Raw genomic sequence first — 22,694 nt, 5'->3', positions numbered from 1 at the left:
GGCTTGCTCGCGAAAGCGGTCTAACGGCCACCCCATTACCCAAGGTAATCGAGAACCCCATGCCCCAAGCGCGTCCCTACAAAGTTGCACTCAACGGCTACGGCCGCATTGGTCGTTGCGTCTTGCGTGCTCTGTTCGAGCGAGGGCCGGCGGCCGGGTTTGAAATTGTCGCGATTAACGATTTGGCCGACATGGCCAGCATCGAATACCTGACACGCTTTGACTCCACCCACGGCCGGTTCCCCGGCGAAGTGCGCGTCGAAGGCGACTGTCTGCATATCAACGGCGACTGCGTAAAAGTATTACGCAGTGCCACCCCCGAGGGCATCGACTGGGCGGCGCTGGGCGTCGACCTGGTGTTGGAATGCTCCGGTGCTTACCACACGCGTGCCGATGGCCAGCGTTTTCTCGACGCCGGCGCCCCGCGTGTGCTGTTTTCCCAGCCGATGGCCAGCGAGGCGGATGTCGACGCCACCATCGTCTATGGCATCAACCAGGATTGCCTGACTGGCGATGAGCTGCTGGTGTCCAACGCCTCCTGCACCACCAACTGCAGCGTGCCGCTGTTGCGCCTGCTGGATCAGGCGATCGGCCTGGATTACGTGTCGATCACCACGATTCACTCGGCGATGAACGACCAACCGGTGATCGACGCCTATCATCATGAAGACCTGCGCCGCACGCGTTCGGCGTTTCAGTCAGTGATTCCGGTGTCTACAGGCCTGGCCCGCGGCATCGAGCGCTTGCTGCCGGAACTTGCCGGGCGAATTCAGGCCAAAGCCGTACGGGTGCCGACGGTGAACGTGTCCTGTCTGGATATCACCATGCAAACCGTCAGTGACACCGATGCCACCGAGGTCAACCGGATACTGCGCGACGCCGCCACCAGCGGCCCGCTCAAAGGCTTGCTGGCCTACACCGAGTTGCCCCATGCCAGTTGTGATTTCAACCATGACCCGCATTCGGCGATTGTCGATGCCAGCCAGACCCGTGTTTCCGGCCCAAGGCTGGTGAACATCCTGGCTTGGTTCGACAACGAATGGGGCTTTGCCAACCGAATGCTGGATGTTGCGGAACATTATCTGCACATCGCCTCTAAACAACCTCAACAGTAATTCAGGAACTGCGACCCATGACCGTGTTGAAGATGACCGACCTCGATCTGCAAGGTAAGCGCGTACTGATTCGCGAAGACCTCAACGTCCCAGTCAAGGACGGTGTTGTCACCAGCGATGCGCGAATCCTGGCCTCGCTGCCGACCATCAAGCTGGCCCTGGAAAAAGGCGCGGCCGTGATGGTCTGCTCCCACCTGGGTCGCCCGACCGAAGGTGAGTTCTCCGCCGAAAACAGCCTCAAGCCTGTGGCCGAGTACCTGAGCAAGGCCCTGGGCCGCGACGTGCCGCTGGTGGCTGATTACCTGGATGGCGTCGACTTGAAAGCCGGCGACATCGTGCTGTTCGAAAACGTGCGCTTCAACAAAGGCGAGAAAAACAACAGCGACGAACTGGCCCAGCAATATGCGGCCCTGTGCGACGTGTTTGTGATGGACGCGTTCGGCACCGCTCACCGCGCCGAAGGTTCGACCCACGGCGTGGCCAAGTTCGCCAAAGTGGCCGCAGCCGGCCCATTGCTGGCCGCTGAACTGGACGCACTGGGCAAGGCCCTGGGTGCTCCGGCCCAGCCAATGGCGGCCATCGTTGCCGGCTCCAAAGTCTCCACCAAGCTGGATGTGCTCAACAGCCTCAGCCAGATCTGCAATCAGCTGATCGTCGGCGGCGGCATTGCCAACACCTTCCTGGCCGCAGCCGGCCACCCGGTGGGCAAGTCGCTGTACGAGCCGGACCTGCTGGACACCGCCCGCGCCATCGCCGCTAAAGTCAGCGTGCCATTGCCGGTTGACGTGGTGGTTGCCAAGGAATTCGCGGAAAGCGCCGCAGCCACCGTCAAGCTCATCGCCGACGTGGCCGCCGACGACATGATCCTGGATATCGGCCCACAGACCGCAGCCAACTTCGCTGAACTGTTGAAGTCGTCCAAGACCATCCTGTGGAACGGCCCGGTCGGCGTGTTCGAGTTCGACCAGTTCGGCAACGGCACCAAAGTGCTGGCCCACGCGATTGCCGAAAGCTCGGCGTTCTCCATCGCCGGCGGCGGCGACACCCTGGCGGCCATCGATAAATATGGCGTTGCCGACCAGATCTCCTACATTTCCACCGGTGGCGGCGCGTTCCTCGAATTCGTCGAAGGCAAAGTGCTGCCGGCCGTTGAAGTGCTGGAAACCCGAGCCAAAGGCTAAGGCGCGTGATCCGGAAAAGGAGCATTCCCATGATCAAATCGTTGGCAGTGGCGATCGCAGCGGGCCTGTTAGCCGGCTGCGGCAGCACGCCAAGCGCGGCCCCTGAGCCCGAAAAGTCGGGGGCGGCGCAGAAAAAAAGCTGCTACCAGGCGGATTGGCAAGCCGAGACCATGCCGGTGATCAACAAGCGCATCGGCAACGAACGGCTGGAGAAATACGACTCCGCGCCCAACGGTCAGGAACAGGGTTGCCCTTGACGGGTCTGATCAACTAACCGACAGCAGTGGCGGCCTAGTGGGCCGTCGTTCGAGGATTGGCAATGAAAGGCGTTTTCGCCCTGGCAGCCCTGGCCCTGTTGGCCGGTTGCAGCAGCATGAACATGTTCGACAGCAAGGCAGAGACTGCCGATAAATGGACCACCTGGACCTGCGACAGCAAGGCCGAGGTGAACTGGCGTTTTGCCAACCAGGCCCGCAGCGAGGTGGATGTACGCCTCGGCGGTTCGGACCAGGTTTATCGCCTTAAACAGGACGTTGCTGCCTCGGGCGTGCTGTACGCCAACGACCAATTGGCGTTTCACACAAAAGGTGAGGAAGGCCTGGTTTACTGGGTCGCCACCGACGATTTGATCGGGCGGGGCTGCAAGGCCCAGTAACACCGAACCCGATCTCGAATGAAATGAGATCCAAATGTGGGAGGGAGCTTGCCCCCGATTACAGTGGGTCGGCCACCGAAGTCTGTGACGGATAGACCGCTATCGGGGGCAAGCCGCCTCCCGCATTTATCCGGTTTCAAATTGAGATTGGTCAAAGTCCAGCAGCAATAACGATTCAGCAGGCCAGGCATGCAAAGCCTGACCCGCAATAACTTGAATAGCAGCCGCCGCTACGGCAGGCTTGCACGATTAACGACCCTCGACCGGGAGAGACAACACAATGGCACTTATCAGCATGCGTCAAATGCTGGACCACGCAGCCGAGTTCGGCTACGGCGTCCCAGCCTTTAACGTCAACAACCTTGAGCAGATGCGCGCCATCATGGAAGCCGCTGACAAGACCGACTCCCCAGTGATCGTCCAGGCTTCGGCCGGTGCCCGCAAATACGCCGGCGCGCCTTTCCTGCGTCACCTGATCCTCGCTGCGATCGAAGAATTCCCGCACATCCCGGTGTGCATGCACCAAGACCACGGCACCAGCCCTGACGTGTGCCAGCGCTCCATCCAACTGGGCTTCAGCTCGGTGATGATGGACGGCTCACTCGGTGAAGACGGCAAGACCCCAACCGACTACGAATACAACGTGCGTGTTACCCAGCAAACTGTCGCAATGGCCCACGCCTGCGGCGTTTCGGTTGAAGGCGAGCTGGGCTGCCTGGGTTCCCTGGAAACCGGCATGGCCGGTGAAGAAGACGGCATCGGCGCCGAAGGCGTACTGGATCATAGCCAGATGCTGACCGACCCGGAAGAAGCCGCGGACTTCGTGAAGAAGACCCAGGTGGACGCCCTGGCCATCGCCATCGGCACCAGCCACGGCGCCTACAAATTCACCAAGCCGCCTACCGGCGACGTGCTGGCCATCGACCGCATCAAGGAAATCCACAAGCGCATCCCCAACACCCACCTGGTGATGCACGGTTCTTCCTCGGTGCCGCAAGAGTGGCTGGCGATCATCAACCAGTACGGCGGCGACATCAAAGAAACTTACGGCGTACCAGTTGAAGAAATCGTCGAAGGCATCAAGTACGGCGTGCGCAAGGTCAACATCGACACCGACCTGCGCCTGGCATCCACCGGCGCAATGCGTCGCCTGATGGCCACCAATCCGAGCGAATTCGACCCACGTAAATTCTTCGGCGCCACCGTGACGGCCATGCGTGACGTGTGCATCGCACGTTACGAAGCCTTCGGTACTGCGGGCAACGCTTCGAAGATCAAGCCGATCTCGTTGGAAGCGATGTACCAGCGTTACTTGAAAGGCGAGTTGAACGCGAAGGTCAACTAAGCCTTAAGCGTCAATGAAAAAGCCCGCAGCGATGCGGGCTTTTTTGTGGGCGAGTGAATAGTGTTCTGTTAGATAAGAATGGAGCTTTCAAAGGGTTCAGGGTTTGGTCTTAGTCGTCTTGGTTAACCCCTTTATCCATAAGTTGTTTGTTGTTGTTGAAGTTTTTATGTGTTTTTCAGAGAGGCTGACCTTTATAGAGAGTCATCGCAAAAAAGAGCGGTGCGAGGTCGGGTGGTTAAGGTTTGTTGTATGCCATTGATATGGTGCAGCGGATCGTCAGTCCGGGTGTGGGCTGGTGTTCTACGCTGCCTGTAATAGTGTTGAACTCAATTTTTTTGAACTTTTTTGGGATATGCATTTCTGGTGTGTACAGATAATCGTACTCAGTTTCCGGCGGCAGCCCGAAGTTAAGACTTATAGAGTCGTCAGCTTTTTTATGAAATCGGCTAGTGGCACTGGATCAGGTGCGGCGCCTAGTTCAACTGTAATGGCCCAGGTTCCAGCTGCCCTATAGGAAATCGTTGCGGTTCTTATATAGGGTGATGCGTAGGCTGGCTCATTTGACGCGTCAAGAATCATTTCGCTGAGTATGGACGTTAGCTCGGTAGAGTTTTTCGCTGTGCGTTTACCGATGTCTTTTATCATAGTGTTCTCCAAGATCTAATTGATGGATAAAGGGGACGGATTTATTTAAATTACCATGGCCTACCCCGCCCGCGATTGGTGATACGCAACCCCGTAATTTTCTCAATCTCATCTACAAAAACTGAATTGCCCGTCAACTGCCCTCTTTGCAATGCGTTCCTGATCAATTGAATTTCAGATGTTGGGACGCCTTGCTCAATAAGGACGGCGTAGCGTGCTCGCTTTTCATCAGGAGCTAGACCTGCCGATTCAAAACAAGGTAGCTCGTCAAGCCAGTCAGCTCCGGGCGTTGTGTCGAAACGTGTATTGAAGCTGGACCACGGATAGTCGCTTGGATGAGCAACCATCCTGGCTCGGATTGGATTGAGTTCGATGTATCGGGTGCACGCAAGTAGATAGGTGTCGTTCTGGACAATGCTTGAACGGTATCGGCTTTCCCAAAGCGTGCCCGTGCGACCTTCCAGTCGGTTGCGGTAACGCGTCGTACGTGCGGCTAAGACCTTCATTAGCCTGGCTAACGCCGTAGGGTCGTCGCCCGGATCCAGCAGGAGGTGCACATGATTAGTCATCAGGCAAAACGCGTACACCTTCACAGCTAATGCTTGTTTCAGCTCCTGCAAGTTAGAGAGGTAGTTTTTGAAATCCGCTACATCAGCAAAGACGACCTGCTTGTTATGACCCCGCTGAACCACATGGTGTGGGTAATTAGGCAGTACCAGCCGTGCCATTCTGGGCATTTAACCTCCTACGTCCATGTAGAAAGATAAAAGTATAGCAGCGGGAAAACAGTGACCTGAGAAAAACGTATCGCAATGCGACTGGGGAAATGCTCCCTCAAGTGTTTGGAGAGCTGATGGGGCGTGGGATGAATGGTAGGGAAATGTCAGTCAATTCGACAAATAAATCTGTCCCCTTAAGAAGAGTGTTTTGTCAACTGTCAACGTTGACAGTTGTTTTGCAGGACAAGGCTCCTATGATCATTTTTCAATCGGCTGATTTTGGATTAGCCACTGTGTGAGGTGCATGATGCCATTCAGATATAGAGTGCTTCCGGTAACGCTCGAAGCGTATTATTCGGATTTCTTTAGGGACACACTCGAAGATCAAGTAGGGTTCGATCCTAAAGATCCCGCAAACGTTGCATACACCCAATATAATAAGCCCTATGCGACGTTTCAATATTATGGTGGATTTGGTTTGCAGATGCCCATCAATGTATTGCTGGTTGCGCCCCGGCCGGGCGACATATGGAGAGTAGATATTCAAAACATTACAACGAATAGTCCTTCGGCGGTGTTTAATTATATCTATACAGTAGCTGCTGGTAACGTGCCCCAGAGATTGCGTGCAGTTGTAGGTATGCCTGCGATGAGTGTGCTCGGGCCAGGGGATATTGAAATAAACTCTTCCTTTACATCGATTTCCGCTAATACCGTTTTTGTGTTCCTACCCAAACAAATTACGTTAGTAGCGCCTTAGTTGTTCGCAGGGGGGGCGTGACGGGCAAGGGTGAGAGCCGGATAAATCCGGCTCCCACAGGGTGTTGTAAACTTAACGAGCGACTTGGTCGCTCAATCGTGATCTATATCCAACTTGGCAAACGTTACCCGCGCGCCTTCCTTGCTGTCGCCACTGTTGTCCTGCACATACGCGCCGGCCTTGAAATACAGCGGCTTCGCGCCCCAGGCGGCGCCAATGCGCTCGTTCCATTCGCCGTCGGCGGCGTACACGCTCAGCAATCCGGCTTTATTGAGGTTGATCACATAAGTGAAGGTTTTCTCCAGCGGCACATTGGAGGCGACGGTGATCACCCGCCCTTCATCTTCATCCGGGCGCATGCGTACTTTGGCGACGATGTTGCCGGTCTGGGTTTTTTCCTTGAATTGGTATTCCAGTTTGATCAGCGGCTTCTGGCTGTCATAGGCGTGAATCTGCCCGATGACGATCTTGCCGCTGGAGGGCACCTGGTTGACGGCCAGGGTCGCGCGCAGGAAGTTGTCGGCGTCGGGGTAGGTCCAGTTGCGCAGGCGGCCGTCGGCGTAGGTTTCGCGTAGTTCGCTGCGTGGGTAAACGGCGTTTTCAGTGCGGGTGCCGGTAACGGGTGTCCAGAATTGCACGTTGCTGCCTTCGGCCTGGAAATATTGGTCCTTGAAGCCGCTAAGCAGTTTAGGGGTGTCGATGGTCGCGGGGGGCGAGCCAACGGGAATGCTCAGGTTCCAAGTGGAGAGGTCGATCATGGCGTAGGCCTTTTTACAGAGGGGTGTAGGCTATGGCCCGTGGGCCAGACAACTTCTTTATAGGCCGTACTCACCAGATTGTTAATTAAAGGCTGGCAAATTATTGGCGTCAGAGGAATGTCAAAAAGCCATGTTTCCCGTGAGCCGTGGCCTGTAGGCACTGACCGTTAGTCGGCTTCCTGAACTTTGGCGCAATGATGCTACTGACGTTACTTCTGATTTTTCGGAAGCGGGGCTAGAGTGAGGCCTCAGTGTTTGTCCGGGTTTTCTGTCAGAAGTGACCGGAGTAGTTCTAAGGAAGAGACGTAGCATGGAATGCGCTCCACACCACGGCGATGGCAGCTCGGTTCTTCTGGTGGTCGATGACTACCCGGAAAATCTGCTCAGCATGCGCGCACTTTTACAGCGCGAAGACTGGCAGGTGATAATGGCCGGCTCGGGCCTTGAGGCGCTCGAATTGCTATTGGTGCATGAAGTCGACCTGGTCTTGCTGGACGTGAAGATGCCTGGCATGGACGGCTTTGAAGTGGCCCGCCTGATGCGCGGCAGCCAGCGCACGCGGATGACGCCAATCATTTTCCTGAGTGCCAATGCCCAATCCCCGGCCGCCGTGCTCGAAGGCTACGCCAGTGGCGCCATCGACTACCTGTTCAAACCCTTCGACCCGCATATCCTCAAGCCCAAGGTCCAGGCTTTGCTGGAACACCAGCGCAACCGCCGCGCGTTGCAGCGCTTGAGCCATGACCTGGAATCCGCGCGTGCCTTCAACGCCTCCGTGCTGGATAACGCCGCCGAGGGCATCCTGGTGGTGGGCGAGGGCGGCACGATCGAATATGCCAACCCGGCCATTTCGCGCTTGCTCAATGCCACGATTCATGAGCTGCAAGGCCGGGAATTTCTCAGTTTCCTGCAAAAGCCCCATGTGCCCGCCTGGCTGGAATCGCAGATGTACGACGCTTTTCGCAACGGCGAAACCTGGCGCCTGCACGACGCCATCTTGCGCACCGGCCGTGGTCAGCAAGTGCCGGTCGCGTTGTCCTGCGCGCCATTGCCGGCCGAGCAGAAGGCCATGGTGGTGACGGTGTTGGACATGTCAGAGGTGCGCCACCTGCACCAGCAGTTGGAGTTCCAGGCGGTCACCGATCCGCTGACCGGGCTGCTGAACCGGCGTGGTTTTTACCAGGCGGTCGAAAACCCACTGCTGCGCAACGAGCGCGGCGGCCCCTCCCTGGTGTTGCTTTACCTGGACCTGGACGGCTTCAAGCGAGTCAACGATTCCCTCGGCCACGACGCTGGCGACCGGGTGCTGCGCTGGGTCTCGGAGCAATTACAGAGTTGCCTGCGTTCCGGCGACATTCTTGGGCGCATGGGCGGGGATGAATTTACCGCATTGCTGGAGCTGGAATTTCCGGAACAGGCCGCCAAGATTGCGGAAAAACTGATCGAACGGGTGTCGGTCTGCCAACAGGTCGAGGGCCTGGATGTAATGCTCGGCGTCAGCATCGGGATTGCCACCTTTCCTGATTGCGGCTCGGACCTGAATGGCCTGCTGCGCGCAGCCGACATCGCCATGTACGAAGCCAAGCGCGCGGGCCGTCAGCAATATCGCTATTACGATCAGGAAATGAACGGTCGCGCCCGCTCTCGCCTGATGCTTGAAGACAGCGTGCGCACGGCGATTCAAAACAAGGATTTCACCCTGGTGTACCAGCCTCAGGTTTCCCTGGAGGACGGGTATCTGCGTGGGGTTGAGGCGCTGTTGCGTTGGCAGCACCCCAGCGTCGGCGACGTGCCGCCGGGGTTGTTTCTGCCGTTGCTGGAAGAGGCACGGCTGATCAGCCAATTAAGCGCCTGGATCTACCAGCAGGTGGCCGCCCAGCGCCAGGCGTGGCAGGCCTGCTTCGATGATGAGCTGGTGCTGAGCGTGAGCCTGAGCAGCAGCCAATTCAACATGCCCAACCTGGCGAACCAGCTGGCGCAGGTGCTCGAGCGACATGGGCTGCCGGCGCGGCAACTGGAAGTGGAAATTGGCGAAGACTGCCTGATGAGCAACCTTGCAGAAGGCGCCAAGCAACTCAAGTTGTTGCGCCGCATCGGGGTGCGTATTGCCCTCGACGACTTTGGGATGGGCCAGTGTTCGTTGGCTCATCTGCGTGATCTGGCTTTCGACACGCTCAAACTCGACCCGCAATTGGTCGCACGCTTGCCCGGCTCCGCGCGGGACGCGGCGATGGCGCGGAGCATTATCGAGTTGTGCGGGCATTTTGATGTGTTGGTGGTGGCCGAGGGTGTGGAAACCCAGGAGCAAGCCCTGTGGCTCAAGGCCAATGGTTGCCTATTTGTCCAGGGGCCTTGGGCGGCCCAGCCATTGATGGCCGAAGAAGTCGTCGACTGGTCGCGCGCCCGCCTGCGTTGAATTGGTTACACTGGCGCCCATCCGAACCCTGTTGCAGACCCCATGACCGCGCTGAAATACCTCCAGGCCTACCCCGCAGCGCTTCAGGAGCAAGTGCGCCAACTGATCGCCAAGGACCAGTTGGGCAGCTACCTGGAGCAGCGTTACCCCGAACGTCATGCCGTGCAGAGCGACAAGGCCCTGTATGCCTACGCCCTGGCCTTGAAACAGGAACACCTGCGCAACGCGCCGGCCATCGACAAAGTGCTGTTCGATAACCGACTAGACCTGACCCACCGCGCCCTGGGCCTGCACACCACGATTTCCCGGGTGCAGGGCGGCAATCTCAAATCGAAGAAAGAGATTCGTATTGCTGCGCTGTTCAAGGAGGCCGCGCCGGAGTTTCTGCGCATGATCGTGGTCCACGAACTGGCACACTTCAAGGAATCAGACCACAACAAGGCGTTCTATAAACTCTGCGAATACATGATGCCCGGCTACAATCAGGTGGAATTCGACCTGCGGGTTTACCTTACGTATCGCGACCTGCAGGGCAAGCCCTGAGCGCACAAGGCGACCGACCATGGATGTGAGCAAAACTAAGAGCAGCTTCTACCGCCGCCTGTATGTGGCTTACCTGATCGACAGCGGGCAGGCCAGCAGCGTGCCGGCGCTGACCGACGCCACCGGCATGCCCCGGCGTACGGCACAGGACACGATTGCGGCACTGGCCGACCTGGATATCCTGTGTGAGTTCGAGCAGCAAGACGGCGCCCGGAATCATGCCGGGCACTATCGGATTCGGGATTGGGGCGCGATTGATCGAGGCTGGATCGAGGCGAATCTGCTGTCGATCAAGCGGGTGTTGGGTTATCCCTGAAGGCTTGTGGTGAGTGGGCTGACGCTATCCGGGCAAGCCCCCTCCCGCAGAGTGTGGGAGGGGGCTTGCCCCCGATGGGTCCATCAGGCGCGCCGCATACCGATATGCGGAATGTCATCCTCAAGGTATTCCTCACCCGCCACCACAAACCCATACCGCCCGTAATACCCCTGCAGATGCGCCTGGGCTGACAGAAAAATCGGCGTCTCGGGCCAGATGTCGGCGATTCGCTTGAGTGTCTCTTCCATCATTCGATGGCCCAAGCCCGTGCCGCGCGCCACTGGCGCGACGATCACCCGGCCGATTACCACGTCACCGCCCTGGGATTCCGGGTCCAACAGGCGCAGGTAGGCCGCCAGTTCATTGCCTTGCCAGGCCATCAGGTGATGGGTGTCGCCGGAGAGGTCTTGCCCGTCGAGGTCCTGATAGACGCATTTCTGCTCGACAACAAAGACCTCGTTGCGCAGGCGCAAAATGGCGTAGAGCTGTTCTTTGCCCAAGTCATCGTGATGTTTGCAGACCCAATCAACTGTCATGGTGTGTTCTCGCTTGAATGTCTGTGCCGATAGTAAGCGCGGTGGGCAATGCTGTCTAAATCAACTATTTTTGTGAGTGAAGTCAATTTGCCATCATTGAGTGCGTTCGCTGCCCGTTTCTTTGTGTAATCTGAGCTACTGTTACACCCTCAGGTATTCCCTGAGCTAAGGCCACCGCCTGCCTGCCAAGGACTATGAGCATGCCGCGATTCTCTCGTGCCGTTGCTTTGATTGGAGTGTTGTTGCTGGCCCAGCCAGCATTCGCACAGCGTCTGCGCCTGGTAGCGGATGCCTGGCCACCCTTTACCGATTCCACCTTGATCAACGGCGGGTTGGCTACCGACATTGTCAGCACGGCCCTGGCCCGTGCCGGCTACGCCAGTGATTTCGAGCAGGTGCCCTGGGCCCGGGCGCTGATGGGCGTGGGCGATGGCCGTTACGACGTGCTGGTGAATGCCTGGTATGACGAAGCCCGTACGCAGCTCGGCCAGTTTTCCGGTGAGTACCTGCTCAACCGCGTGCGTTTCATCAAGCGCCGCGACGACCCGATTGAATTCCAGAACCTTGAGCAATTGCACGACTACCCGATCGCGGTAGTGCGTGGGTACGCGTATTCGACGGCGTTCGACCAGGACGCGCAATTGCAGAAAATCCCTGTGCATAATTTTGCGATGGCGGTGCGCATGCTCGCGGCGCAGCGGGTGCGGCTGACGGTGGAGGACGAATATGTGGCGCGCTATTACCTGTCCCGCGAATCAGTGCGGGTGCGCAGCGCGGTGGAGTTCCTGCCCAAGCCGCTGAGCGAAAACAGCCTGCATATTCTGGTCAGCCTGAAGAACCCGCAGCATGAGCAGATCGTTGCGGGGTTTGACCGGGAAATTGCCAAAATGAAGGCGGATGGGAGTTATGCGCGGCTGATGAAAGCCCATGGCATGTAGTGCGCTTCAGGGCCCCATCGGGGGCAAGCCCCCTCCCACAGTTTGATGTGTGAACACAGTCAAAATGTGGGAGGGGGCTTGCCCCCGATAGCAATCTAAGCCGCGCGGGTGTCCTTGATCAGGTGCGCCGCCAAGGTGCGCAACGGCCCCAACTGCCGGCAAATCAACGCCAGCTGGGTCTGCACCAACCGCTGCCCTTCATCAATTTCGTCGGGCATCTGCTCCAGGTCCGCGGCCAAGGCTTCCTCGGCGTCGCTCTGGATCGCCACTGGCTGTTTATTGGCCAGCCCCGTGGCGATTTCATCAATGCTCGCGGCCAGCGTATTACCGGCGCCGTCGATCAGATGTTCACGTACTTCGGCCGGCAGCTGGGTTTCGCGGTGCGCACCCAGGCCTGACAAATAGCTGAGCAAGGTGTGGGACAGCACCAGGAAGCGGAAGCCCACATCGGCTTCCTTTCGGAAGTGGCCCGGCTCCATCAGCATGTTCGCCAAGGTGGTGGACAGGGCTGCGTCGGCGTTGTGCGCATTGCGCCGGGCCAGGCGGTAGGCCAGGTCGTCGCTCTTGCCGGCGGCGTATTGCTGCATGATTTGGCGCAGGTAGATGCTGTTGCAGGTCAGGGTGTTGGCCAGCACTTTATTCAGGCGGCGGCCTTGCCAATCCGGCAGGAACAGGAACACCGCCAGGCCGGCGATCAGGCTGCCGAGCAAGGTGTCGAACAGGCGTGGCAGGAACAGCCCGTAGCCGTCGCCGACCTGGTTGAAGCAGAACAGCACCATCAAGGTGATCGCCGCCGTCGCCAGGGTGTAGCGCGTGGTGCGGTTGATAAAGAACACCAGGCCTGCGGCGATGGCGAACATCGATTGCACCAGTGGGCTGGGGAACAGGTCGAACAACGCCCAGGCCACCGTCAGGCCAATCGCCGTGCCGATAATCCGCTGGCCGAGTTTGCGCCGCGTGGCGCCGTAGTTCGGCTGGCACACAAACAGTGTGGTGAGGATGATCCAGTAGCCCTGGGACGCATGAATGGCGTGCAGGGTGCCGTAGCCGATGGTCAGCGCCAGGGCCAGGCGAAGGGCGTGGCGGAACAGCAGCGAGGTTGGCGTGAGCTGGGTGCGCAGGCGCGTCCACATTTCTTTGAGATTGCGCGGCGCGCGGTCGAGCAGGTTGCTGTCGGTGGCGTCGGCCAGGGCGTCGGGGTTGCTCGCGTCGCCCAACAGGCGGTCGAGGGTCGACAGGTTCGCCGCCAGGGCGCGCAACGAGCGCAGCAGGCCGCGCCAGGCCGGGTTGCTCTGGATGCGCAGGTGTTCCAGCGACGCATTCAAGTCGCCCAGCGCCTCGGCAAAGCTGTCGTCATAAATGAACGGCTGGCGCAGCTGGATCGACTCGCCCAGGGCCTGGCAGGCCTTGCCCTGTTGGCGCAGCAGGCGCTGGCAGCGGAACAGCACGTCACTGTGGAAGAACGCGTCGGCCAGCGCGTTGTAGGGATAATGGGAAGAGCTGGCGCGTTCGTGGATGTCCTGGGCGAGGAAGTACAGCTTCAGGTAGCGGCTGACCTTCGAGCCTGGCCGGCCGTTGCCCACGCGGTGCAGGATGATTTCCTTCGCCGCATTCAGCGCCGCCACCACCCGGCCGTTCTGCTGGGCGAGTTCCAGGCGGCGTGCTTCCACGTCCAGCTGGCGGATTGGTTCGAACAATGACGACTTGAGCTTGAGGTAACGCCCCAATTCGCGGAACAGCCGCGCCAGGCTCTGCTGCACCGGCTGGTTGGAAAACAGCGCCTGCCACAGCACCGAGAGCACGCCATACCAGGCGGCGCCGGCCACCAGCAGCAGCGGCTCGTGCCAGAAGTCGGAGACCGCGCCGCCGCGCTGGTCCACGCCGATCATGGTGTAGACCGACAGAATCAGCGTCGCCGAGGCAATCGCGCCGTAGCGTTCGCCCAGTGCGCCGAGCATGGTCAGGCAGAAACTGGCCAGCGCCAGGGCAATCGCGAAAATCCACGGGTAGGGGAACAGCAGCTCCACCGACAGCGCGGCGATGCTGAAACACACCAGCGTCACCGCCAGGGCATTGAGACGGCCTTGCCAACTGTCATCGGTCTCGGCCAGGGCGCTGGCGATAATCCCCAGGAACAACGGGATCAGCAGGGTCATTTCATCCTGATACCAGCACAGCGCCATGCTGCCGGTGAGGGCGATGAATACCCGTACGCTGTAACTGAATTTATCCAGTGCCCACAGGCGCCGCATGGACTGCTTGAACGAGGTCGATGACATGAAGTCTGGAGTCTTCCGGGACGATGCCGCTAAATTGAGCTATCAAGGACGCCACGGCAAGCGTGGCGATCACATCAATTGCGCAAAATAACTTGCAGGCACTCCACAAAACCAATGTGGGAGCTGGCTTGCATTTCAAGGTTTGAGCGGTGTCAGGCGTATTGCGCTGCCGCGTAGCCCGATGCCCAGGCCCACTGGAAGTTGAAACCGCCCAAGTGACCGGTCACATCCAGCACTTCGCCGATAAAGTACAAGCCAGGGCTTTTCAGCGATTCCATGGTCTTGGACGACACTTCCCGCGTGTCCACCCCACCCAGCGTCACCTCAGCCGTGCGATAGCCTTCAGTGCCCGCGGGCACCAGTTGCCAGCTCGCCAGCTTTTGCGCGATGTCGGCGATTTCGGCGTGGGTGTACTGCTTCATCGGCTTGGACACGAACCAGGTTTCCGCCAGCAGGTTGGCCATCTTCTTGGTGAAGATTTCACCCAGCAGGGTTTTCAACTCGCTGTTGGGACGCTCGACCTGTTGCTGTTGCAGCCAGGCATGGGCGTCGTGGTCGGGCAGCAAGTTGATCTCGACCGTGTCGCCCGGCGCCCAGTACGAGGAAATCTGCAGAATCGCCGGGCCGCTGAGGCCACGGTGGGTAAACAGCATGTTCTCGCGAAAGCTCTGGTCGTTGCAGCTGACCAGGCAATCCACCGAGGTGCCCGACAACTCGCCACACAGCTCCTTGAGCTGGTCGGTGATGGTGAACGGCACCAGCCCGGCGCGGGTCGGCAGCAGTTCATGGCCGAACTGCCTGGCCACCTGGTAACCAAAACCGGTGGCGCCCAGGGTCGGAATCGACAGGCCGCCCGTGGCGATCACCAGGGATTCGCAGCGCAGTTCGCCCAGGGTGGTCTGCAACTGATAGCCGTCGTCGAGCTTGGCGATTTCCTCGATGGAGGTGTCCAGGTGCAGGCTTACGCCGGTCTGGATGCACTCGTCGAGCAGCATGCCGAGAATGTCACTGGACTTGTTGTCGCAGAACAGTTGGCCGAGCTTCTTCTCGTGGTACGGCACGCCGTGCTTGGCCACCAGCCCGATGAAATCCCACTGGGTATAGCGCGCCAGGGCGGATTTGCAGAAGTGCGCATTGTGCGAAAGGAAGTTGGCCGGCTCGGTGTACATATTGGTGAAGTTGCAGCGGCCACCGCCGGACATCAGGATCTTTTTGCCGGCCTTGTTCGCGTGGTCGATCAGCATCACTTTGCGCCCGCGCCCGGCGGCGGTCAGCGCACACATCAAGCCTGCGGCGCCGGCGCCAATGATCACAACTTCGGTCGAGCGCACAGCGATGTCCTCACAAAAATATTGATCTGAAATGCAGTTAAAACGGTGGGAGGGGGCTTGCCCCCGATTGCGGTGTGTCAGCCAGAAAGATATCAACTGATACACCGTCATCGGGGGCAAGCCCCCTCCCACATTGGATCTCCATCAAGTCGGAGATCGTGTTACAGGATGCGCACGCGCAACGAGCGGCCTTTGATCTTGCCGTCGTTCAAGCGCTGCAACGCCTGCTTGGCGATCCCGCGCTCCACAGCCACGAAAGCCTGGAAGTCGAATATCGCGATCTTGCCGACCTGGGCGCCCGGAATCCCGGCGTCACCGGTCAATGCACCCAGGATGTCGCCTGGGCGCACCTTGTCTTTACGGCCGGCGGCGATGCACAGGGTGCTCATCACCGGCAGCAGCGGGCCGCCGCTTTGCGGCTTGAGGTTGTCCAGTTGGTCCCAGTTCAACGGCGACTTCTGCAACTGCTCGATGGCCTGGGCGCGGTGCGCTTCGGACGGTGCCACCAGGCTGATGGCGATCCCGGTCTCACCGGCGCGGCCGGTACGGCCTACGCGGTGGATGTGGATTTCCGAGTCGCGGGCCAGTTCGACGTTGATCACCATGTCCAGCGAGTCAATGTCCAGGCCACGTGCAGCCACGTCGGTGGCCACCAGCACCGAGGTGCTGCGGTTGGCGAACATCGCCAGTACCTGGTCACGGTCGCGCTGTTCCAGGTCGCCATGCAGGCCGACGGCAGAGATGCCCTTGGACGTCAGGTGATCCACGGTTTCCTGCACTTGCTGCTTGGTAAAGCAGAACGCCACGCAGGACGCCGGGCGGAAATGCGCCAGCACCTTGGTCACGGCGTCCATGCGCTCTTCCGGCGAGATCTCGTAGAAACGCTGCTCGATCTGGTCGTCGGAGTGGAAGGCTTCGGCCTTGACCTGCTGCGGCGCGCGCATGAATTTCGAGGCCAGCTGCTTGATGCTCACCGGGTAGGTGGCCGAGAACAGCAGGGTCTGGCGGCGCGGCGGGGTCTTGCTGATGATGTCTTCGATGGCGTCGTAGAAACCCATGTCGAGCATGCGGTCGGCCTCATCGAGGATCAATGTGTTCAAACCGTCCAGCACCAGCGAGCCCTTGCGCAGGTGCTGCTGGATGCGGCCTGGAGTGCCGACGATCACGTGGGCGCCGTGTTCAAGCGAAGCGATCTGTGGGCCGAGGGACACGCCGCCGCACAGGGTCAGCACTTTGATGTTGTCTTCGGCGCGGGCCAGACGGCGGATTTCCTTGGCGACCTGGTCGGCCAGCTCACGCGTCGGGCACATCACCAGTGCCTGGCAGCCGAAGTAGCGCGGGTTGATCGGGTTCAACAGGCCGATGCCGAAGGCGGCGGTCTTGCCGCTGCCGGTCTTGGCCTGGGCAATCAGGTCCAGCCCCTTGAGGATCACCGGCAAGCTTTGCGCCTGGATCTGCGTCATCTCGACATAACCCAGCGAGTCGAGGTTAGCCAGCATGGCGGCGGACAGGGGCAAAGTATTAAAAGCGGTGGCGATGGTAGTCACGGGACTGGCTCTGCAAAACAAAATGTCGCGCAGTGTAGCAGCCTCATGGGAATTTCCCCGCAAGTTCTAGACGAGACGCCCGTTAATGCTCGATATCGTGCTCACGGCTGACCACGCGTTTGCCGTCTTTTGGCGACAATTGCAGGAAAATCGCCGCCGCCAGCATCGCCATGATGCCCACGGTGAGGAAGGTCAGCTGGAAGGCGCCGAGCACGCTGTCGACCCCGTCGTTGCCCGCGTCGGCGGTAAACCCGCCCAGCAGCGCGCCGGCGCAGGCCACGCCCAGGCTCAGGGACAGTTGCGCAACCACCGAGAGCAAACTGTTGCCGCTGCTGGCCTGGGCGTCGTCGAGGTCGATCAGGGTCACGGTGTTCATCGCGGTAAATTGCAGCGAGTTGATCGCCCCCAGCACCGCCAGCATGGCCAGCAACAGTGGGTAGGGCGTGTGCTCGCTGACCAGGCCCATGCTCGCCAGCATAATGCCCAGCGCCAGGGTGTTGCCGGTCAGCACGATGCGGTAACCCAGGCGCTCGATCAATGGCCGCGCGATGGACTTGGCAAACATCGCCGCCGCCGCCAGCGGCAGCATGCTCATGCCCGCCTCCGACGGCGAATACCCCAGCGCCACCTGCAACAGCAGCGGCACCAGGAACGGCAGGGCGCCGCTGCCCAGGCGCGCGAACAGGTTGCCGAGGATGCCCACGGCAAAGGTGCGGGTCTTGAACAGCACCGGCGAAAACAGCGGATTGTCGATATGCCCGGCGCGCAGCCAGTACGCCGCCAGGCACGCCAACCCGCCGAACAGCAGCAACATCACCCGCAGGTGCGGCAGGTGCAGTTCGCCCAGGCCCTCCATGGCGATGGTGATCAGCACCATCGCCGCGCCAAACAGCACAAACCCTACGCCATCAAAACGCGTGCGCTCGCTGCCACGCAGGTCGGGGATGAGTTTCCACACGGCGTAGCAACCGATCATGCCCACGGGCAGGTTGATCAAGAAAATCCAGTGCCAGGTCAGGTATTGCACCATCCAGCCGCCCATGGTCGGGCCGAGCAGTGGGCCGAGCAGCCCGGGGATGGTGATGAAACCCATGATGCGGACCAGCTCCGAGCGCGGGTAAGCGCGCAGCACCACCAGCCGCCCGACCGGCAGCATCAATGCGCCGCCCAAGCCCTGGATGACCCGTGCGCCGACCAGCATGGTCAAGCTGCTGGACAGCGCGCACAGCAGCGAACCGATGCTGAACAGCATGATCGCGCCGAAAAAGATTTTCTTGGTGCCGAAGCGGTCGGCGACCCAGCCCGACGCCGGGATCAGCAAGGCGACGGTGAGCATGTAGGCGATCACTACCCCTTGCATGCGCAGTGGGTTTTCCGCCAGATCCCGGGCCATGGCCGGCAGTGCTGTGTTGAGAATCGTCCCATCCAGCGATTGCATGAAGAAGGCAATCGCGACCACCCAGGGGAGCCAGCGGGCGGTCTTGGCATCGAGAGGGGCGCGTTCTGGCATGGGAGACCTTTTTGTTAGCAGGCTATGTGTCGCCGATTATGCGCCATTCGTCGCCCCTTTTCCCACAGGCTGTTCGTCTAATTCCGACAATGTCGCGTGGTCTCCCACCAGGAAATCCAACAGCGCACGGTGCACCGCCAGGGCCGCCTCGCGCGACTCCAGGTCGAGCAAATGGCCGGTGTGTTCGGCGACGGCAAAGCTGCTGCGGCCGACATAGTTCCTGAACTGTTGGGCCTCGGCAGCAGGCGTGTACTCATCCAATGCGCCATTGAGGAAATGCACCGGCGTTTCAATCCGGGTCAGCGCCGGCAGGTAATTGCCATCGCCCAGGGCCAGTACCTGATGGATATGAAAACGCGCCTGACGGTACTCGGTGGTGGCCATGCTCGACAGGTGGCGATGGTTGTTGCGCTTGAGGCGCGGCGACAGGTATTTGCCCACCGTATCGTTGAGCAAATGCCCGACGGCAGACTTGTCATCGGCCTCGATCAGCACGCGCACGCGCTCCACGTAATCGAGCATCGCCTGGTTGAGGTTGGGCGCCAGGGCCATCACCACCGAGCTTTCGATGGACGGCGGGTTATGCGCCAGGGTCAGCAACGTCGAGATGCCGCCCCAGGAGGCCGACACCAGGTGGTTGACCTGGAAGCGCTCGACCAGCGCCCGCAGGATCTGCACCTCGTCGTCCTTGGTGACCAGGTCGAGGTCGGTGTTGTGTTCGCGCGAGTAGCCAGAGAACGGCAAGTCGAACAGCAGCACATTGAAATGCTCGGCCAGGCATTTGCTGGTGCGGGCGAAAGAGCGCGTGGTCGACAGCGCGCCGTTGACCATCAGGATGGTCTTCTTGTCCGAATCGTTTCCTAGCTGTTCAACATGAACGTTGTAGTGCTTGAACAGCTTTTCAATGACAAAACTTCCATGGTTCATGTCAACGCTCCAGCTTGCCCATTCCCGGGCAAGGTCATGCTCTCGTGGGAGGGGTGGCGGTATGCCACTAACCGTTATAACGAGGTTTTCTGCGGGCGACAACAGGCTGCACGAGGAGAGGCGCGAGACGGGATTTTGCGGTAGGACGGAGCAATACGAGATGTATGAAATGACACAAGAAAGTGTGGGAGCTGGCTTGCTCCCACAGGGGATTTGCTGGGTTTACAAGGTCAGCGTCAGGCGTTTTACCAAGGCGCCTGGCAGCAGGTTGGAGGCCGTGTTGCGCTGCCCGTAAGTGCTGGCCGACAGCAGCAGTTCCCGATCGGCAGTCAGCGCTTCCAACTGCGAACCCAGCAGGCTGTAGACGCTGTCATCAAAACGCATGGTGCTGACCGGCGCCTTGATTTCGCCGTCTTCCACCCAGAACGTGGCGAAGCGCGTCATGCCGGTCAGGCGTGCGGCCGGCAGGTCGGAGTAGTTCAGGTACCACAGGTTGCTGATGTACAGCCCGGTGCCCAGTTGCTTGAGGATGTCGGCCTGGGCCAGTTCGCCTGCCGCCACTTGCAGGGCGCTGGGGGATTCGTCGCCGCTGGCGCCGTTGGCGCTCAGGCCGTATTCGGCGGCGCTGCGCGAATTCACCAGTTGGCCGTCGGCCTTGCCCGCATTGATCAACCTGACATCGCTGCGCGGGTAGCCTTCGCTGGAGAACGCCTGGCTCAGGGAGCCAGTGATCTGTTCGCTGACCGTCACCATCGGGCTGAGGTGTTGCTCGCCAGCATACAGCCGCTGCAACGAACTGCCTTTGCTGGCGATGGCCTGGGCGGAAAACCCACCCCAGGTGATGATGCTGATGATCTCTTCCAGCGCGGCCGGCGCCAGGTAGGCGCGGTATTGCCCGGGCGCCAGCGTGTGCAACGGGCGGCCAAGGAATTCCAATTGCTCGCGGGCCAGCTGGAAGCGGCGGGCGAACTCGGCGCTGTTCCAGGCGTTGCCGGCGTAGCTGGCTTTGACCGCCTCGCCATTGGCGTGGAACAGGCTGAAGTCGAAGTTGAAGCTATTGGCCTGGTGCCAGCCGAACGCGCCATTAGAGCTGGCAAAACCACGGCTGATCGGGCCCGCAGCGTAGAAGCCGACCAGGTCGACGCCGTCTGCCGCGTGGCTGATTTCTTCCAGCACCTGGGCCAGGTCCGGCAGCGGGTGGGCCTGTTCGTTCTGGCTTTGCCAGGCGGCGTGGTTGAGCAAAAGGTACGGGTCATGCGGCAACAGCGGCAGGGTTTCGCGCAGTTGCTGCAGGCCGTCGGCGAGGCGCTGGCGGTCCAGCTCGGGCTCGCCGGCGAGGGTGATGCCGAGGTCGGCGTGGCGGCCATCGTTGATCAGCTTGAGGGTGAGGCTGGCCTGCTGCACCTGGCCGGCCTGGCGTACCTTGGCGTAGTTGAAGCGCACGAACTCGGACGATTCGGCGGCATAGCCCAGCTGAAATTGTTCCTTGTCGGTGATGGCCTGTTTGAGCCACTCCACCAATGCCTTGAAAGTGTTCATCAGGCATCTCCCCCAAATACGTCAACGTTGCTGAAGACACAAGCCGGCGATGCATGGCCGACGCGGATCACCTGGTTGGGTTCGCCTTTGCCGCAGTTCGGCGTGCCCAACACCTTGAAGGTACTGGCGTCGCCCACGGCGCTGAGGTTGCGCCAGAACTGCGCGGAAATCGCCCGGTAGTTGGGGTTCTTCACCACGCCCTTGAGCTCGCCGTTTTCAATCAACTGGCCCCATTCGCAGCCGAACTGGAATTTATTGCGCGCGTCATCAATCGACCACGAGCGGTTGGTCGACATCAAGATGCCGTTTTCGATACCACCGATCAGCTGCGCCAGGCTCTTGTCGCCGGCTTCGATATTCAGGTTGGCCATGCGGTCGATCGGCGGGCGGTTCCAGCTGCTGGCGCGGCTGTTGGCGACGCCGCTCATGCCGGCGCGGAATTGCGACAGCGCACCGCCCAATGGTTTGAGCAGCAACCCTTCGCGGATCAGGAATTGCTTGCTGGCGGCGGTGCCGTCGTCGTCATGGCTGTAGCTGGCGAGCTGTTCGGGGATGTCCGGGTCGAACGTCACGTTGAGCAGCTTGGAGCCATATTGCAGGTGGCCGAAGTCCTCGGCCTTGACGAAGCTGGTGCCGGCGTAATTGCGTTCGTCGCCAAGGATGCGGTCGAGTTCCAGCGGGTGGCCGATCGACTCGTGGATTTGCAGGATCATCTGGTCGGGCATCAGCAGCAGGTCGCGCGGGCCCTGGGGCGTGTTTGGCGCCAGCAACAATTGCAGGGCTTCGTCGGCGATACGCGGCGCGGCGCCGACCAGGCCGAAGCGGTTGATCACCTCAACGCCGCCTTGCTGGCCGAAGTTGCTGCCGCCGAGGGTGCGCGACTGGCTGTCGTTGCCGTCGTAGGCGGTGACGTTGACGCCGGGGAAGACAAAACGCTGGGCCTGGCGCAGTTCGGCGCCGGCGCTGTTGAGGTAGATCTGCTCGACGTGGGTCAGGCCCAGGCTGACTTCCCAGTTCACCAGGCGTTCGTCCTGGGGCACGGCGGCGGACTCGGCGCCGAGCAGTTGGTAGCAATCGCTCAGGGACGGAAAGGCTTGCTCCAGGTCTGGCGACAGGTAGTCGGCGACGTCACTGGAGACGTGTTGGGCGCGCAGGTCGAGCAGGGCGTGGGGCAAGATCCGTCGGGCTTGCTGTTCGGCGCGCTCAAGGGCGGCTTGCAGGCCGGAAAGGGACAGGTCGTTGGTCGCGGCGTAGGCTTCCACGCCGTTGAGACGCACGGTGAGCATGGCGCCCTCGTCGTGGTTCAGGTGTGGCGGCTCGGCGACGTTTTTGCGCACTGAGAGGTACTGGCCTGACTCGCGCACGTAGCGCAGGGAGAAGAAATCGGCACGGGTGCGCAGGGCACTGAAGTGTTTTTTGAGGGTGGCGTGGTAGTCGAACATGGGGCCTTCCTTGTGGGCGGCTCGGCGCGGGCAGGCAAACAGAGTAGGCCTGGGCTGGGAGCTGATCAAGGAAAGAGGTTTTGCAGCGTCTGGTCGGGCCCTATCGGGGGCAAGCCCCCTCCCACATTTTGACCCTGTGCACCTGATCAAGTGTGGGAGGGGGCTTGCCCCCGATAGAAGCGCCGCGGTGTA

The 22,694-nt window shown here is 60.3% G+C and carries 20 protein-coding genes; 10 read left to right on the top strand and 10 right to left on the bottom strand.

The window, feature by feature from the left end; all coding sequences use genetic code 11:
* Positions 1 to 59: 59 nt before the first annotated feature.
* The 5 genes from epd (at position 60) to fba (ending at position 4,296) form a co-directional block, all read left to right on the top strand.
* Positions 60 to 1,115 (top strand): erythrose-4-phosphate dehydrogenase, encoded by a 1,056-nt coding sequence (epd, locus tag WBR57_RS22965; RefSeq protein ID WP_424086925.1) that lies wholly within the window; start codon positions 60 to 62, stop codon positions 1,113 to 1,115.
* 17 nt (positions 1,116 to 1,132) lie between these two features.
* Positions 1,133 to 2,296, top strand: coding sequence for a phosphoglycerate kinase (locus tag WBR57_RS22960; protein WP_424086922.1), 1,164 nt, complete (start codon positions 1,133 to 1,135; stop codon positions 2,294 to 2,296).
* Positions 2,297 to 2,325: 29 nt separating this feature from the next.
* Positions 2,326 to 2,553, top strand: coding sequence for a hypothetical protein (locus WBR57_RS22955; RefSeq protein ID WP_424086920.1), 228 nt, complete (start codon positions 2,326 to 2,328; stop codon positions 2,551 to 2,553).
* A gap of 62 nt (positions 2,554 to 2,615) precedes the next feature.
* Positions 2,616 to 2,951: an MliC family protein gene (locus WBR57_RS22950; RefSeq protein ID WP_424086918.1), complete on the top strand. Its 336-nt coding sequence runs from the start codon at positions 2,616 to 2,618 to the stop codon at positions 2,949 to 2,951.
* Between the two features lie 280 nt (positions 2,952 to 3,231).
* Positions 3,232 to 4,296: a class II fructose-bisphosphate aldolase gene (gene fba, locus WBR57_RS22945; RefSeq protein WP_003177554.1), complete on the top strand. Its 1,065-nt coding sequence runs from the start codon at positions 3,232 to 3,234 to the stop codon at positions 4,294 to 4,296.
* Positions 4,297 to 4,991: 695 nt separating this feature from the next.
* On the opposite strand, the gene WBR57_RS22940 is transcribed toward fba, so the two are convergent.
* Entirely contained in the window at positions 4,992 to 5,678 is a 687-nt protein-coding gene (locus WBR57_RS22940) for a transposase (RefSeq protein ID WP_424086916.1), read from the bottom strand.
* A 286-nt stretch (positions 5,679 to 5,964) separates the two neighbouring features.
* Between WBR57_RS22940 and WBR57_RS22935 the strand changes: the two genes are divergently transcribed.
* Positions 5,965 to 6,420 carry a hypothetical protein gene (locus WBR57_RS22935; protein ID WP_424086914.1) on the top strand — a complete coding sequence of 152 codons (456 nt, stop codon included), beginning with the start codon at positions 5,965 to 5,967 and terminating at the stop codon, positions 6,418 to 6,420.
* A 92-nt stretch (positions 6,421 to 6,512) separates the two neighbouring features.
* Here the strand turns inward: WBR57_RS22935 and WBR57_RS22930 are convergent, their stop codons facing one another.
* Complete coding sequence (locus WBR57_RS22930; protein WP_424086912.1) at positions 6,513 to 7,178, bottom strand: polysaccharide lyase family 7 protein; 666 nt, start codon at positions 7,176 to 7,178, stop codon at positions 6,513 to 6,515.
* Between the two features lie 310 nt (positions 7,179 to 7,488).
* On the opposite strand from WBR57_RS22930, the gene WBR57_RS22925 reads away from it, so the two are divergent.
* Genes WBR57_RS22925 through WBR57_RS22915 form a run of 3 tightly spaced genes read left to right on the top strand, consistent with a single transcriptional unit; the run spans position 7,489 to position 10,453 of the window.
* Entirely contained in the window at positions 7,489 to 9,594 is a 2,106-nt protein-coding gene (locus tag WBR57_RS22925) for a putative bifunctional diguanylate cyclase/phosphodiesterase (RefSeq protein WP_424086910.1), read from the top strand.
* A gap of 42 nt (positions 9,595 to 9,636) precedes the next feature.
* Complete coding sequence (locus WBR57_RS22920; RefSeq protein ID WP_424086908.1) at positions 9,637 to 10,137, top strand: M48 family metallopeptidase; 501 nt, start codon at positions 9,637 to 9,639, stop codon at positions 10,135 to 10,137.
* Between the two features lie 19 nt (positions 10,138 to 10,156).
* On the top strand, positions 10,157 to 10,453 hold the full coding sequence (locus WBR57_RS22915; RefSeq protein ID WP_424086906.1) for a winged helix-turn-helix domain-containing protein: 297 nt from the start codon (positions 10,157 to 10,159) through the stop codon (positions 10,451 to 10,453).
* 83 nt (positions 10,454 to 10,536) lie between these two features.
* On the opposite strand, the gene WBR57_RS22910 is transcribed toward WBR57_RS22915, so the two are convergent.
* Entirely contained in the window at positions 10,537 to 10,989 is a 453-nt protein-coding gene (locus tag WBR57_RS22910; protein WP_424086904.1) for a GNAT family N-acetyltransferase, read from the bottom strand.
* 200 nt (positions 10,990 to 11,189) lie between these two features.
* Between WBR57_RS22910 and WBR57_RS22905 the strand changes: the two genes are divergently transcribed.
* On the top strand, positions 11,190 to 11,927 hold the full coding sequence (locus WBR57_RS22905; protein ID WP_424086902.1) for a substrate-binding periplasmic protein: 738 nt from the start codon (positions 11,190 to 11,192) through the stop codon (positions 11,925 to 11,927).
* A 95-nt stretch (positions 11,928 to 12,022) separates the two neighbouring features.
* Here WBR57_RS22905 and yccS read toward each other — a convergent pair whose 3' ends face one another.
* The 7 genes from yccS to WBR57_RS22870 form a co-directional block, all read right to left on the bottom strand.
* Entirely contained in the window at positions 12,023 to 14,206 is a 2,184-nt protein-coding gene (yccS, locus tag WBR57_RS22900) for a YccS family putative transporter (RefSeq protein ID WP_424086900.1), read from the bottom strand.
* Positions 14,207 to 14,358: 152 nt separating this feature from the next.
* On the bottom strand, positions 14,359 to 15,537 hold the full coding sequence (locus WBR57_RS22895) for an NAD(P)/FAD-dependent oxidoreductase (RefSeq protein ID WP_424086898.1): 1,179 nt from the start codon (positions 15,535 to 15,537) through the stop codon (positions 14,359 to 14,361).
* Positions 15,538 to 15,698: 161 nt separating this feature from the next.
* Positions 15,699 to 17,036, bottom strand: a complete 1,338-nt coding sequence (dbpA, locus tag WBR57_RS22890) for an ATP-dependent RNA helicase DbpA (RefSeq protein WP_231982804.1) — start codon at positions 17,034 to 17,036, stop codon at positions 15,699 to 15,701.
* 130 nt (positions 17,037 to 17,166) lie between these two features.
* Positions 17,167 to 18,594, bottom strand: a complete 1,428-nt coding sequence (gene mdtD, locus WBR57_RS22885) for a multidrug transporter subunit MdtD (protein ID WP_424086896.1) — start codon at positions 18,592 to 18,594, stop codon at positions 17,167 to 17,169.
* 36 nt (positions 18,595 to 18,630) lie between these two features.
* Positions 18,631 to 19,521 (bottom strand): alpha/beta fold hydrolase, encoded by an 891-nt coding sequence (locus WBR57_RS22880; RefSeq protein ID WP_424086894.1) that lies wholly within the window; start codon positions 19,519 to 19,521, stop codon positions 18,631 to 18,633.
* A 222-nt stretch (positions 19,522 to 19,743) separates the two neighbouring features.
* Entirely contained in the window at positions 19,744 to 21,060 is a 1,317-nt protein-coding gene (locus tag WBR57_RS22875; protein ID WP_424086892.1) for a TldD/PmbA family protein, read from the bottom strand.
* The gene (locus WBR57_RS22870) at positions 21,060 to 22,502 is read right to left on the bottom strand and encodes a TldD/PmbA family protein (RefSeq protein WP_424086890.1); all 1,443 of its coding nucleotides are present in this window, start codon (positions 22,500 to 22,502) and stop codon (positions 21,060 to 21,062) included. Before WBR57_RS22870 ends, WBR57_RS22875 begins: the two co-directional genes overlap by 1 nt.
* Positions 22,503 to 22,694: the final 192 nt, after the last annotated feature.

Source organism: Pseudomonas sp. (assembly GCF_049590575.1).
GTDB lineage: Bacteria > Pseudomonadota > Gammaproteobacteria > Pseudomonadales > Pseudomonadaceae > Aquipseudomonas.
Note: the sequence above shows the minus strand (reverse complement) of the source record. Positions and strands in the feature narration are given on the sequence as shown.